Origin of the sequence: Variovorax raffinosi, from assembly GCF_051216615.1 — a bacterium.
GTDB lineage: Bacteria > Pseudomonadota > Gammaproteobacteria > Burkholderiales > Burkholderiaceae_C > Variovorax.
The window spans coordinates 277,603-290,704 of record NZ_JBPJZR010000010.1; the positions used below are offsets into that span (position 1 = coordinate 277,603).

Annotated in this window: 12 protein-coding genes; 2 read left to right on the top strand and 10 right to left on the bottom strand. The window is 65.8% G+C overall.

Going from position 1 to position 13,102, the window contains the following annotated elements:
• Window positions 1–28: 28 nt before the first annotated feature.
• The 10 genes from ACSFB7_RS27225 to ACSFB7_RS27270 all read right to left on the bottom strand — a co-directional run bounded on the left by ACSFB7_RS27225 (window position 29) and on the right by ACSFB7_RS27270 (window position 10,595).
• Complete coding sequence (locus ACSFB7_RS27225) at window positions 29–970, bottom strand: AraC family transcriptional regulator (protein WP_187107989.1); 942 nt, start codon at window positions 968–970, stop codon at window positions 29–31.
• 14 nt (window positions 971–984) lie between these two features.
• On the bottom strand, window positions 985–1,953 hold the full coding sequence (locus ACSFB7_RS27230; protein ID WP_435475447.1) for a carbohydrate kinase family protein: 969 nt from the start codon (window positions 1,951–1,953) through the stop codon (window positions 985–987).
• 17 nt (window positions 1,954–1,970) lie between these two features.
• Complete coding sequence (locus tag ACSFB7_RS27235) at window positions 1,971–2,642, bottom strand: transaldolase family protein (protein WP_435475448.1); 672 nt, start codon at window positions 2,640–2,642, stop codon at window positions 1,971–1,973.
• Window positions 2,643–3,035: 393 nt separating this feature from the next.
• The gene (locus tag ACSFB7_RS27240) at window positions 3,036–3,824 is read right to left on the bottom strand and encodes an L-iditol 2-dehydrogenase (RefSeq protein WP_435475449.1); all 789 of its coding nucleotides are present in this window, start codon (window positions 3,822–3,824) and stop codon (window positions 3,036–3,038) included.
• Window positions 3,821–5,200: a D-arabinitol 4-dehydrogenase gene (dalD, locus tag ACSFB7_RS27245; RefSeq protein ID WP_435475465.1), complete on the bottom strand. Its 1,380-nt coding sequence runs from the start codon at window positions 5,198–5,200 to the stop codon at window positions 3,821–3,823. The genes ACSFB7_RS27240 and dalD overlap by 4 nt, the downstream gene beginning before the upstream one ends.
• A gap of 82 nt (window positions 5,201–5,282) precedes the next feature.
• Window positions 5,283–6,323: an ABC transporter ATP-binding protein gene (locus tag ACSFB7_RS27250; protein WP_435475450.1), complete on the bottom strand. Its 1,041-nt coding sequence runs from the start codon at window positions 6,321–6,323 to the stop codon at window positions 5,283–5,285.
• Window positions 6,324–6,341: 18 nt separating this feature from the next.
• Entirely contained in the window at window positions 6,342–7,166 is an 825-nt protein-coding gene (locus ACSFB7_RS27255) for a carbohydrate ABC transporter permease (RefSeq protein WP_435475451.1), read from the bottom strand.
• 10 nt (window positions 7,167–7,176) lie between these two features.
• Entirely contained in the window at window positions 7,177–8,034 is an 858-nt protein-coding gene (locus tag ACSFB7_RS27260; protein WP_435475452.1) for a carbohydrate ABC transporter permease, read from the bottom strand.
• A 138-nt stretch (window positions 8,035–8,172) separates the two neighbouring features.
• On the bottom strand, window positions 8,173–9,483 hold the full coding sequence (locus tag ACSFB7_RS27265) for an ABC transporter substrate-binding protein (RefSeq protein WP_435475453.1): 1,311 nt from the start codon (window positions 9,481–9,483) through the stop codon (window positions 8,173–8,175).
• A 182-nt stretch (window positions 9,484–9,665) separates the two neighbouring features.
• Window positions 9,666–10,595: a LysR family transcriptional regulator gene (locus ACSFB7_RS27270; RefSeq protein WP_435475454.1), complete on the bottom strand. Its 930-nt coding sequence runs from the start codon at window positions 10,593–10,595 to the stop codon at window positions 9,666–9,668.
• Window positions 10,596–10,689: 94 nt separating this feature from the next.
• On the opposite strand from ACSFB7_RS27270, the gene ACSFB7_RS27275 reads away from it, so the two are divergent.
• Together ACSFB7_RS27275 and ACSFB7_RS27280 are read left to right on the top strand one after the other, a co-directional pair.
• Window positions 10,690–11,676, top strand: coding sequence for a Bug family tripartite tricarboxylate transporter substrate binding protein (locus tag ACSFB7_RS27275; protein ID WP_435475455.1), 987 nt, complete (start codon window positions 10,690–10,692; stop codon window positions 11,674–11,676).
• Window positions 11,677–11,733: 57 nt separating this feature from the next.
• Complete coding sequence (locus ACSFB7_RS27280; RefSeq protein ID WP_435475456.1) at window positions 11,734–12,798, top strand: 4-hydroxythreonine-4-phosphate dehydrogenase PdxA; 1,065 nt, start codon at window positions 11,734–11,736, stop codon at window positions 12,796–12,798.
• Window positions 12,799–13,102: the final 304 nt, after the last annotated feature.

Sequence of the window (13,102 nt, forward strand, 5' to 3'; positions counted from 1 at the left end):
TGATTGCTTCCCGAAGATTCGGGTCGTTTCAGCCGAAGCGCGTGTCGGCCTGGCGCCTGAATTCGCTCGGCGTCATGCCTTTGATTTCAAGAAATCGGCGATTGAAATTGGCCACGTTGTTGAAGCCCACCTGGTAGCAGATGTCCGTCACGTAGTGGTCGGTCTGCATCAGCAGGTGGCAGGCGCTGTTGATGCGCACGCGGTTGACGAAGTCGGTGAAGCTGTTGCCGGTGGAACGCCTGAAGAAGCGGCTGAAGCGGCTCTCGCTCATGCCCAGTTCGGCCGCCACGTCCGACATCGAGATCGGCTCCGCCATGTTGTTGGTGATGCGGTTGACGATGCCGTTGATCTGATCGACCTGTGCATCGCCGTCTGCGCCCTGCGCGCCCTGCATCTGCACACTCGACAGCAGCCGGTAGTCGGTGCATTGCGCCAGGTCGGCCATGAACTCGAAGAACAGGCCCAGGCGGCGCACGCCGCGCGCGGCCTTGATGCTGTCCCAGTGCGCCTGCGCCTGCTGCGACATGCCGAAGAACTCGATGCCATGGCGCGCGCGTTCCAGCAGTTGCATCACCTCGCGCAGCTCCGGAATGTCAGAGGCCGCGCGCTCGATCGGCTCGTGGCGAAACTGGATCACGCGATCACGCCCCGCAGCACCGCCTTCGGGCACGTCGAGCGAAATCCAGTTGTGCGGCAGCCGTGGCCCGCACAGCACCAGGTGCCCCGGCTGGAACGGCCCGATCCAGTCGCCGATGAAGGCCTTGCCCGATGTCTCGGTGATCAGGTGCAGCTCGTAGTCTTCATGGAAGTGCCATCGCACCAGCGGGCTCGGAAAGCCATGCGCCAGGCAGCGCACCAGGCCGGTTTCTTCAGGCGCCTCGTAGCCCAGCGAGGGCGAGCGCGCAAAGTCGCGCTCCAGCTCCGGCTGGCGCTGACGGGGAATCGCGCGTTTGCGTGTGGAGGTTGTCATGGCAGCACCGATCATCAGGACCGGGAAGCGGCAGCCCCATTGTCTTCCTGCGCGAGCGCGGCGTGAACGGCTTCCAGCGTCGGTGGGTCCGCGCCCTCGCGGGTGCAATTCAGGGCGGCGGCGGTGGCTGCAAAGCCCATCACCTCTTTCCAGGCCTCGTCGCCCAGCGCGTCGAGTTGCTCCGGCCGCTCGACGCCGTGCGCCAGCAACGAGACCGACAGCCCCGCGGTGAAGGTGTCGCCCGCGCCGATGGTGTCGACCACCTTCACGCGCGGCGCGGCCACCGTCAGCGCCTCGTGCCCCGTGCGCCAGAGCGTGGCGCCGTCGCCGCCACGCGTGACGATCACGGCGCGCGCACCGGCCGCCAGGCAATCGGCTGCGAGTGCTTCGACCGGCGTGCCCGGTGCAAGCAGTTCCGCATCTTCATCGCTCAGCTTGACGAGGTCGGCCATCGCGAACCAGCTTGCGGCACGCGTACGGTAAGCCGCCATATCGGCGATCAGGCTCGGCCGCACATTCGGATCGAACACGATCACGCAACGGCCCGCGTTCGCCGCGATCAGGTCGGCAATGCGCGTGGCGGCCGGGTCCTGCAGCAGCGAGATCGAGCCGAAGTGCAGGAAGCGGCACTCCGCCGGCAACTGCGGCAGCGGTTCAGGCGCCCAGGTCGCATCGGCGCTGCCGCGCGTGTAGAAGGCATAGCGGTTGGTCTGCGGCGTGCGCTCGACGAAGGCCAGCGTCGAGGGCGCGTTGCTGCGCAGGATGAAGCTGGTGTCCACGCCGTTGCGTTCGAGAAAGCCCATCAACCGTTCGCCGAACAGGTCGGTCGACAACTGCGTGAGAAAGCCGGTCGGCTGCCCGAGCCGCGCACAGGCCACGGCCGTATTGAGCGGCGAGCCGCCTTCATGGCCCAGAAAAGCCAGGGTGCCCGCCTCGCTGGCGGTGAAATCGATGAGGGCTTCGCCCGTGAGTGCAATGCGCATGGTGCTTCGGTTCTGGATCAGGACAAGGCGCGCGCATCCGCCAGGAAGCCGCTTTCGGCGGCCAGTGTGGCGGGATGGTCGAGCAGTTCGGCAAAGAGGCGCGGCGGAATGGTGATGGCTCCCACACCGAGCCCCAGCAGGGACAGGTAGGCTTCGCGCGAACGAATGCTGGCGACCAGCAGGCGCGTGCCCGACGAAGGCCGTTGCGCCACGAGCGATTGCATCTGTGCAATCAGCGCCAGTCCGTTCACGCCCGTGTCTTCGAGGCGCCCAAGATACGGTGCCGCGTAGGCAGCACCCAGTTGCGCCGCAAAGTGCGCCTGCTCGGGCGCATACACCGCAGTGAAGGTGACGGGCACGCCCTGCGCGATGAGCCGTGCGCCGGCATCGAAGCCCTGGCGTGTGGCTGGAATCTTGATGACCAGTTGGCCTCGGTCGAACTGCGACAGCAGGGCCTGCGCGTCTTCGAGCATGCCGTCGACCTCGCTCGAATACACCTGCGCCTGAACTTGCCGCGCGCCCAGGTCGATGCAGCGCTTCAGCAGGTCAGGCAGTGCGGCGCGACCAACGCCTGCGCGTTGCAGCAGCGTGGGATTGGTCGTCACGCCATGAACCACCGGGTGCGGCAGACAGGTCTTCAACTCTGCCAGGTCCGCACTGTCGAGGTACAGGTGGAAATCTTCGTTCATGGACTGCAGGCTGCAAAAGAAATCGATCTTCTCACTGTGCGGGGTGCACGTCGCCGCTTCCAGGGGAACGGTCCTGATACTTTTTTTGCTGGCTTGTGGTGTTGTTCGGGGCGAGTGCGAATTACATCGGGTGCTCCCCTCCGCGAATGTCCCCCGCTTCGCTCCTCCTTTATTTCGCTGCGGGGAGCACCCGATGTAATTCGCACAGGGCACGCTGCTGGTTTGCGCCGATCAACCGGTGCTCTGAAAACGCTCGCGCCGATACGGGGCTCTTTTTCGCGAAATAAAGGAGGAGCGAAGCGGGGGACATTCGCGAAAAAGAGCACCGTGTCGGCGTGAGCGCGCCCTGAATGACTCCAGCAACTTGAACGAACAAAAATACAGGCCGCCATCTCAGCTCATGACGTTGCCGCCATCGACATTCAAGGTCTGCGCCGTGATGTAGCGCGCCTCGTCGCTGGCAAGAAATACGGCAGCACCCGCGATGTCGCTCGGCAAGCCCATGCGCCCGAGCGGTACTTCGAGGCCCACGCGCCGCTTCTTCTCGCCGGGCGGCAACCCTTCGGCCTTGGCGAACAGGCTGTCGACGTGGTCCCACATCGGCGTATCGACCACACCGGGCGCAATGCCGTTGACGCGGATGCCGTGCGGCGCCATGGCCAGCGCGGCGCTCTGGGTGTAGCTGATGACGGCCGCCTTGGTCGCGCAATAGTGCGACACCAGCGCCTCGCCACGGCGCCCGGCCTGCGAGGCCATGTTGATGACCGACGCGCCCTGCGTGCCGGCGTCGACCATGTGGCGCAGCACGGCCTGCATGACGAAAAACATGCCCTTCACGTTGACCGCGAACAGCCGGTCGAACGAGGCCTCGTCGCTGTCGAGCAGCGGCGCGAGATCGAACACGGCCGCATTGTTGAACAGCGTGTGAATGGGACCGAAGGCAACCTGCGCTTCCGCCAGCAGGTGCGCGATGGCGCCGGTGTCCGTCACGTCGGCGGCGATGTAGGCCAGCTTGTCTGGATGGCGCTGCTGGAGCGCCCGCACCGCATCGGGTGCGGCCATTGCACGATCGATCACGCTGCAGCGCGCGCCTTCGGCAATGCAGGCTTCGGCTACGGCAAGACCGATGCCACCGCCCGCGCCGGTCAGCAGCACATGGCGGTCCTGCAGGCGGCCGTTCATGGCCGGCTTTCCGTTTCGACGAAGCGTGCCACGCGCTCGCTCGCGCGGCGCACCGCATCGACCAGGCGGGCGTCGCCCGCGATGTTGCCCCACAGCGCCGCGCCTGCGCACAGCGCGGCCACCGGGTCGGCCGCGTCGCAGATGGCATGCGCCACGGTTTCGTCCATGCCCTGGTCTTGATAAGCGTAAGGCAGCGTGCCCTTGTGCCAGCGCTGCAGGAACGCAAGGAACAGCGCGGGCAGCATCGCCACGCTGTCGATGCTTTGGCCCGCTGCCAGCCGCTCGCGCACGGTCGGTGCAATGAAGCCTGGGATCTTCGAGAAACCGTCCGCCGCCACGCGCTGGTTGGTGTCGCGGATGGCGGGGTTGCCAAAGCGGTCGAGCACCACGTCGCGATACGCCGCGAGGTCGATCGGACTCGGGCTCAGGCAAGGGATCACGTCGTCGGTGACGTAGTCGTACGCCATCTTGCGGATCGCCGCGTTGTGCGTGCCCTCGTGGATGAAGCCCAGCCCGATCAGCGTGCCCGCCCACGCAATGCAACTGTGCGTGGCGTTGAGGATGCGGATCTTGGCCTCTTCATAAGGCTGCACCGATTCGACCAGCTCCACGCCGACGCTGCCCCAGTCCGGCCGACCGGCCGCGAAGTTGTCTTCGATGACCCACTGGATGAAGCTTTCTCCGGTGACCGGCGCCGCATCGTCGCGACCGGTGGCCGCCTTCACGCGCGCACGCAATTCGGGCGGCGGGCGTGGCGTGATGCGGTCGACCATCGCATTCGGGCAGCGCGTGTTCGCGTTCACCCAGGCCAGCAGGTCGGCGTCGCCCGCGCGCTCGATGAACTCCAGCAGGCCCGCGCGGAAGCGGTCGCCGTTGTGGCGCAGGTTGTCGCAGTTGAGCAGCGTGATCGCACCCGCGCCGGCCGCCTTGCGCGCACGCAGGATCGCGCAGACGGCGCCGTAGATGGTCTCGCCCGCTTCGCCGCGTCGTGCGCGTTCGATGTCGGCCGCCAGGTCGGCGAACGACAGGTCCAGCTTTCCCTTGGTGTCGAGGTAGTAGCCCGCCTCGGTCACGGTGAACGACACGATGCGCGTGGACGGCGCCGCGCCGCGCGCGATCACGGCCGCCAGCGAGCGCTCGTACGGCAGCACCTCGCGGATGGCCTCGATCTGCTCGTAGCGGTATTCACCGGCCGGCGACACGGTTTCCAGCGTGTAGCGCCCGCCCTGCGCCTGCAGGGCCGCGACGACGTCGGCCATGTCGGGCCGGATGTTGGCGCCCGACAGCGACCAGCGGGTGTCGCCCGCGTCGATCAGCCGCTGCAGGTAGACCGCCTGGTGCGCCCGATGGAACGAGCCCAGGCCCAGGTGGAGCACCGTGAACTCGGAAAGAGCCGGTGGAGTTTGTGCAAGAGACGCTGCTGCGAGGGTCACGGGGAAATGTCCGGAAGAAGAAAGATCAGGCGGAGACCGTGCGGCCTTCGCGGTTGAAGAGGTGCAGCACCGACGGGTCGAGCTCGATCGCCACGTCGTCGCCCGCCTGCAAGGGTGTGCGGTCGTTCTGCCGCGCGATCAGCGGCACGCCGCCCACGTCGACGTGGATCAGCGTGTCGGCACCCAGCGCTTCGATCAGCTCGACGCGGCCCTGCACGTCGGACACCGGCGCACCCTGCTTCGGATGCACGCGCAGGCCCTCGGGCCGCACGCCCAGGAAACCGTCGCTCGGCAGGCGGCCACCGGTGGCGGCGGAGAAACTCGGAATGGCGCTCGCGGCCACCATGTTCATCGACGGCATGCCGATGAACTGCGCGACGAACTGGTTGGCCGGGTGGTCGTACAGCTCCAGGGGCGTGCCGACCTGCTCGATCAACCCGTCCTTGAGCACCACCACACGGTCGGCCAGCGTCATGGCCTCGACCTGGTCGTGCGTCACGTAGATTGTGGTCGCGCCCAGCGCGCGGTGCAGCTTGTGGATTTCGACGCGCGTGTTGCCGCGCAGCGCCGCATCGAGGTTGGACAAGGGCTCATCGAACAAAAACACCTTGGGCGCGCGCACGATGGCGCGGCCGATGGCCACGCGCTGGCGCTGGCCGCCCGACAGGTCCTTCGGCGTGCGGTCCAGGTACTGCGTGAGGTTGAGCGTGTTGGCCGCATGCTCGACCTTGGTCTTGATCTCGCTCTTGGACACGCCCGCGAGCTTGAGCGCGAAGGACATGTTGTCGTACACGCTCATGTGCGGATAGAGCGCGTAGCTCTGGAACACCATCGCCAGGTCGCGCTTGCCCGAAGGCGCCCAGGTGATGTCCTTGCCGTCGAGCAACAGGTTGCCGCTGGTGATGGGTTCGAGCCCGGCGATCAGCCGCAGCAGCGTCGACTTGCCGCAGCCCGAAGGCCCGACGAAGACGATGAACTCGCCCTTTTTGATCTCCAGGTCGACGCCCTTGATGATGTTGACGTCGCCAAAGCTCTTCTTGATGCTCTTGAGTTCGAGGTAGGCCATGAGGTGTCTCCCTTTTCTTTACTTGACGGCGCCGAAGGTCAGGCCTTGCACCAGTTGCTTCTGGCTGAACCAGCCGAACACGACGATGGGCGCAATGGCCATCAGCGAAGCCGCCGACAACTTGGCCCAGAACAGGCCTTCGGGGCTGGAGTACGAAGCGATCAGCGTGGCCAGCGTGCCGGCCTTGGCGGAGGTGAGGTTCAACGCCCAGAAGGCCTCGTTCCAGCTCAGCACCAGGCACAGCAGGCCGGTCGATGCGAGTCCGCCGACCGACAGCGGCATCACGACATGGCGGAACTCGGTCCACAGGTTGGCGCCGTCCATGCGCGCGGCCTCCAGGATCTCGGGCGGAATGTCCTTGTAGGCGCTGTAGAGCATCCACACCATGATCGGCAGGTTCGACAGCGTGAACACGATGGTCAGCGCGGTCAGCGAATCGAGCATGCCCGCCGTCTGCGCAAGCACGTAGATCGGCACCAGCGCGCCGACGGCCGGCATCATCTTGGTGGAGAGCATCCACATCAGGATGTCGCGCGTTTTCTTCGTGCGAAAGAAGGCCATCGAATACGCGGCGGGCGCCGCGATCAGCAGCCCGAGGATGGTCGAGCCCAGGCTGGTGATGAGCGAGTTGCGCGCATACAGCAGGTAGTCACTGCGGCGCTGCACTTCGCTGAAGTTGTCGAGCGTGGGCTCGAAGACGAACAACGGCGGCACATGGATCGCCTGCAGCTCGGTCTTGAAGGCCGTGAGGAACAGCCAGCCGAGCGGAAAGAACAGCAGCAGCGTGATGGCCCACGCGCTCACGGTGCGCAGCGCCTGCGGAAGAAAATTGCTGGGTTGCATGGCGTGTCCTTCAGTCCAGGTTCTTGCCGATGATGCGGATGAGGAACACGGCCACGATGTTGGCCAGCACCACCGCGAAGAGCGCACCGGCAGAAGCCACGCCCACGTCGAAATTCATCAGCGACTGCTTGAAGATCATGTAGGTCATGTTCGTGCTCTCGTTGCCCGGGCCGCCGTTGGTGGTGATGGCGATCTCGGCAAAGATGCTGAGCAGAAAGATCATCTCGATCATGATCACCACGGCCATCGGTCGGCCCAAGTGCGGAATGGTGAGATAGAAGAATCGCTGGAACGAACTCGCGCCGTCCATGCGCGCGGCTTCCATCTGCTCGCGGTCGAGCGACTGCAGCGAAGTGATGAAGATCAGGCAGGCAAAGGGCAGCCATTGCCAGGCCACCATGATGATCACCGAGAGCAGCGGCACGTCGGTGAGCCAGTCGATGGGCGTGGCACCGAAGAAGCGCCAGAGGTCTGCCAGAACGCCGTAGATGGGGTTCATCATCATGTGCTTCCACAGCAGTGCATTGACTGCGGGCATGACGAAGAAGGGCGAGATCAGCAGCACCCGCACGATGCCGCGGCCCGGAAAGGGTTCGTTGACCAGCAATGCGAGCAGCACGCCGAACACCACCGTGATGACGATCACGCTGCCGATCAGCAGCAGGGTGTTCCAGGTGGCGGGCCAGAAGTCGGGGTCGGTGACGAAATAGTGGAAGTTCTCGATGCCCGCGAAGGTGTGCTCGCCGGGCTGCATGAGGTTGTAGTTGACGAAGGAGAAGTACAACGTCATCGCGAGCGGCACGATCATCCAGAGGAAGAGCGTGAGCACCGCGGGCGCCATGAGGGCGCGGGGCAGGAGTCTTTTCATTGTGTGTTCCTCTCTGGCTGTTGCCCCCTCTCCCGCGTGCGGGAGAGGGTTGGGGTGAGGGCAAGCGACGCCGACAGTGGGCACGCTGCTGCCCCCTCACCCTGACCCTCTCCCCGAGGGGAGAGGGAAAGAGGCGACTTACTTGTAGTAGCCAGCCTTCTTCATCTCACGCTCCGCAGCCAACTGCGATGTCTTCAGCGCCTGATCGACCGTGACCTTGCCCGACAGCGCCGCGCTCATCTGCTGGCCCACCGCCACGCCAATCGCCTGGAACTCGGGAATGGCCGCGTACTGCACGCCGACGTACGGCGACTTGGGCAGCGTGCTGTCGGTGAGGTTGGCCGCGTCGATGGCCTTCTTCTCGGCCACGGCGAACTTGGCGACCTTCTGGAACTCGGGGTTGGCGTAGGTCGACTTGCGCGTGCCGGTCGGCACCGAGGCCCAGCCGGTTTCCTTGGCCACGAGGTTGATGTAGTCCTTGGAGGTGGCCCACTTGATGAACTTCTGCGCGGCCTCGTCCTTGGTCGAGCTGGCCGGAATCGCGAGGTTCCACGACCACAGCCAGTTGGCGCCCTTCGGCGTGACGGCGGTCGGTGCCTGCGCGAAGGCCACCTTGTCGGCCACCTTCGACTGCTTCGGATCGCTGATGAACGACGCCGCGATGGTCGCGTCGACCCAGGCCGCGCACTTGCCTTCGTTGAACAGCGCCAGGTTCTCGTTGAAGCTGTTGGCCGACGCGCCGGGCGGGCCGTTCTTCTTCATGATGTCGACGTAGAAGGTGATCGCGTCCTTCCATGCCTTGGTGTCGATCTGCGGTTTCCACTGCATGTCGAACCACTGGCCGCCGTTGGTGTTGACCAGCGTGGTCAGAAAGGCCATGTTGTCGCCCCAGCCCGGCTTGCCGCGCAGGCACATGCCGTACACGCCGCCCTTCGGGTCATTGGCCTTGTCGGCGAACTCCTTCACCTCTGCCCAGGTCGGCTGGTCGGAGAACTTCACGCCCACCTTGTCGGCCAGGTCCTTGCGGTACATGAGCATCGAGCTTTCGCCGTAGAAGGGCGCGGCGTAGAGCTTGCCGTCGGTCGACAGGCCGTTGCGAATGGCGGGCAGAAGGTCGTCCACGTCGTAGGCGGCATCGGTGGCGATGGGCTTGAGCCAGCCCTTCTTCGACCAGATCGGCGCTTCGTACAGGCCGATGGTCATCACGTCGAACTGGCCGCCCTTGGTGGCGATGTCGGTGGTCACGCGCTGGCGCAGCGTGCCCTCTTCCAGCGTGACCCACTTGAGCTTGATGTCGGGGTTGGCCTTCTCGAAGAAGGGGGTGAGCTTCTGCATCTCGATCATGTGGCCGTTGTTCACGGTCGCGATCACGAGTTCGGTGGCGGCCTGGGACACGAGGCCCGTGCCGACGAGTGCGAGGACGAGGCCCGCTTTCAGAAAACGCTTCATGTTGTCTCCTAGAGGTGAGCGACGCCCTGTGTTGCGTGTCGGGTCGCCGTGGCCGAATTCTGGAGAAACGCGCTTGCAGCTTTGGTACTTCGACCGTCAACGATGGTACTTTCATGCACCAGTTGACTGGGATATTCCCTAGTTAACGCAATACAGCATGCATACCGGGCAGTCCAAAGGCCTCAGGCAGCGCCCAGCAGCTGGCGCCGGAACTGCGCGGCGGCCGGCGACAGCGCCCGGTCTTCGCGGGTGACAAGGCAGATCGGCGGCACGCGCACCGGCAACTCCAGCGGCACGGTGCGCAGCACGCCCAGCCGGGCGTAGTGATTGGCCTGCGAGGCCGGCATCACGGCCGCCATGTCGGAGTTTTCGAGCAGCGCCGTGGTAGCGATGGGCGATGCCGTTTCGATGATGTCCAGCCGTGCCTGGATGCCGGCTTCGCGCATCGCGGCCTCGAAGCGTCCGCGCTGCGGCGAACCCGGCGGCTGCAGCACCCATGACCAGTTCGCCATGTCGGCCAGCGTGACGGTCGCGCGCTCGAACACCGGGTGGGCGGTGCGCACCACGATCACCTGCGCTTCGCCCAGCAACGGCACGCTGGCGTATTTCGATTCGTCGTGGCCGTCGGTGAGCCGGCCCAGCACCAGGTCGACATCGCCCCGCTCCAGTTGCGACTGGATCACGTCGCTGGTCTCGACCACCACCGACACCGCCACCTGCGGATGGCGCCGGTGGTACTCGACGAGCGCAGGCACCAGCAGCTCGGGCACGGCCCCCGGCACGCTGCCCACGCGCAGGGCACCGCTCAGGCCCGAGCGCAGCGCGAGCATTTCCTCGCGGGCGGAACCGAAGTCGCTGAGCACGCGGCGGGCATAGCGGATCAGGATCTCGCCGTAGGGCGTGGGCTCCATGCCGCGCGCCAGGCGCTCGAACAGCTTTTCGCCCAGCGAATCCTCCAGTTGCTGCAGCAGCTTGGTGGCCGCGGGCTGGCTGATGTTCATGGCTTCCGCCGCACGGCCGAGGTGCCGGTGGGTGTCGAGCCGGGCCAGCAACAGGAGTTGGCGCGGGCGCACATGCAGCATCAGCGAGGCATCGGTCAGGCCGTTTGTCATGCTCAAAAGTATATGGATCTCCCGGCTTTTTCGATTGGATCGCGCGAACGAAGCTCCGTAGGCTCTGGCCCATAACAAGCAGGAGACACACCCGATGAAGCTTTCTTCCCTCGCCCGCGGGGCGGGACTGGCGGCAGCAGCAATGCTCGCCGCATCGCTGGCCGGCGCGCAGCCTGCCGGCAGCACCTACCCCGACAAGCCTTTGCGCATCATGGTCGGTGCCTCGCCCGGCGGCGGCACCGACATCCTGGCGCGCGTGCTGGCCGAGAAGTTCTCATCGGTGTTGAAGCAGCCCGTGACGGTGGAGAACCGGCCCGGTGCCTCCAACACCATCGCCGGCGAACTCACGGCCCGCGCACCGGCCGATGGCGGCACGCTGCTGCTGGCCACCAACACGGCGCAGGCGGTGGCGCCGCACATCCTCAAGCTCAAGTACGACCCGCTGAAAGACCTGCAGCCCATCGGCCTCGTGGCCGTCATGCCCAACGTGCTGGTGGTGTCGGCCAACTCGCCCTACAAGTCGGTCAAGGACCTGGTGACGGCGATGGCTGCCAAGCCCGGCGGCTTCAAGTACGCCTCGTCGGGCATCGGCAGCACGCAGCACGTGGGCGGCGAGGCCTTCAACCTGGCCACGGGCATGAAGTCGATCCACGTGCCGTACAAGGGCAGTTCGCAGGCTCACATCGACATCATCTCGGGCGAGGTCGACATGATGTTCGACAGCACCTCCTCGGCCATGGGCCAGATCAGGGCCGGCAAGTTCCGCGCGCTGGCCGTGAGCGCGCCGCAGCGCTCGCCCGAGCTGCCCGACGTGCCGACGCTGGCCGAGCAGGGCATCAAAGGCGCCGACGTGTCCACCTGGTATGGCCTCTACGTGACGGCCGGCACACCGCGCCCCGTCGTCGAACGCCTGAGCGCCGAACTCGTTCGCACGCTGAAGCTGGCCGATGTGCAGACGCGCATCAAGGCCCTGGGCGGCGAGCCCGGCGCGCTGACAGGTGCGCCCTTCGCGGCCATGAACAAGCAGGAGTTCGACCACTACGGCCAGCTCGTGCACGACGCCAACATCAAGGCCGAATGAGGCCGCCTTCCCTTCCTCCCTCGCCCTTTTTCTTTTCATCAACCGTATCCGACCGACATGCCCACCCCAACGAAAACCCCGAGCGTGATTTCCGCCAAGCCCCGCATCGTCGTGCTGCTCGGCGACCCCAGCGGTGTCGGCCCCGAAATGGCCGTGAAGCTGCTGGCGCGCCAGCGCAACCTCGATGCGGCACGCGTGCTGCTGATTGCCGATCCGCTCGTGTTGGCGGCGGGCGAGCGTGTGGCGGGAGCCAGGCTCGACGTGCTGCCGGTCGAGCACCTCGACAACCTGCGCTTCGAGGACGGCCGGCCGAGCTTTCTCGCACGCGACTGGATGCAGGGGCAGGAGGCGGTGCTCGGCGAGTCGAACGAGCAGTCGGGCCGCGCGTCTTTCGAAGCACTGGAACTGGCGACGGCCACCGTGCGGCGCGGGCAGGCCGAAGCGATTCTCTTCGCGCCACTCAACAAGCATTCACTGCGCCTGGGCGGGCTCACGCACGAGGACGAGTTGCGCTACATGCAGGAGCGCTTTGCCGTCACCGGTTTCGTCTGCGAGTTCAACCTCACGGGCTCGCTGTGGACTTCGCGCGTGACCTCGCACATTCCGCTGAAGGACGTGGCGAGCCACATCACGGTGCAGGGCGTGCGCGACGCCGTGAAGATCATCGCCTCGGCCTTGCGCCGCGCGGGTGTGGCGCAGCCGCGCATCGCGGTGACGGGTCTCAACCCGCATGCGGGTGACGGGGGCTCCATCGGCATGGAGGAAATCGAGATCATCGCGCCGGCCATCGAGCAGTTGCGCGCCGAAGGCTTCGATGCGCGTGGCCCGTTCTCGCCCGACACGGTGTTCATCGGCGCGCGGCGCGGCGATGTGGATGCGGTGGTGTCGATGTACCACGACCAGGGCCAGATCGCGATGAAGCTCATGGGCTTCGAGCAGGGTGTGACGTTGCACGGCGGACTGCCGGTGCCGGTGGCCACTTCGGCCAGCGGGAGTGCCTTCGACATTGCCGGCAAGGGCGTGGCGCAGATCGAAGGGCTCCAGCAGGCCTTCGACCTATGTGTTCGCATGGCGAGCGGTGCGCCGGTACGTACTGCGCCTGCGGAGACGGCTACGTCCTGAGAGCCCTGTTCACTGTCTCTGGGGCGGGCTGTGCTTTGCGGTGGGGCGGGTTCGGGTTCATTCGGGGCGAGTGCAAATGACACCAGGAGCTCCCCTCCGCGAATGTCCCCCGCTTCGCTCCTCCTTTATTTCGCTGCGGGGAGCACCTGGCGTCATTCGCACAGGGGCACGCCGCTGGTGAATCGCTGATCAACAAGTGCTCTGAGCGCTCACGTCGATACGGGGCTCTTTTTCGCGAAATAAAGGAGGAGCGAAGCGGGGGACATTCGCGAAAAAGAGCACCGTGTCGGCGGGAGTGCCGCCC

Coding starts and splice junctions, on each gene's coding strand:
- ACSFB7_RS27225 (WP_187107989.1), bottom strand. CDS start 970: ATGACAACCTCCACACGCAAACGCGCGATTCCCCGTCAGCGCCAGCCG.
- ACSFB7_RS27230 (WP_435475447.1), bottom strand. CDS start 1,953: ATGCGCATTGCACTCACGGGCGAAGCCCTCATCGATTTCACCGCCAGC.
- ACSFB7_RS27235 (WP_435475448.1), bottom strand. CDS start 2,642: ATGAACGAAGATTTCCACCTGTACCTCGACAGTGCGGACCTGGCAGAG.
- ACSFB7_RS27240 (WP_435475449.1), bottom strand. CDS start 3,824: ATGAACGGCCGCCTGCAGGACCGCCATGTGCTGCTGACCGGCGCGGGC.
- ACSFB7_RS27250 (WP_435475450.1), bottom strand. CDS start 6,323: ATGGCCTACCTCGAACTCAAGAGCATCAAGAAGAGCTTTGGCGACGTC.
- ACSFB7_RS27255 (WP_435475451.1), bottom strand. CDS start 7,166: ATGCAACCCAGCAATTTTCTTCCGCAGGCGCTGCGCACCGTGAGCGCG.
- ACSFB7_RS27260 (WP_435475452.1), bottom strand. CDS start 8,034: ATGAAAAGACTCCTGCCCCGCGCCCTCATGGCGCCCGCGGTGCTCACG.
- ACSFB7_RS27265 (WP_435475453.1), bottom strand. CDS start 9,483: ATGAAGCGTTTTCTGAAAGCGGGCCTCGTCCTCGCACTCGTCGGCACG.
- ACSFB7_RS27270 (WP_435475454.1), bottom strand. CDS start 10,595: ATGACAAACGGCCTGACCGATGCCTCGCTGATGCTGCATGTGCGCCCG.
- ACSFB7_RS27275 (WP_435475455.1), top strand. CDS start 10,690: ATGAAGCTTTCTTCCCTCGCCCGCGGGGCGGGACTGGCGGCAGCAGCA.
- ACSFB7_RS27280 (WP_435475456.1), top strand. CDS start 11,734: ATGCCCACCCCAACGAAAACCCCGAGCGTGATTTCCGCCAAGCCCCGC.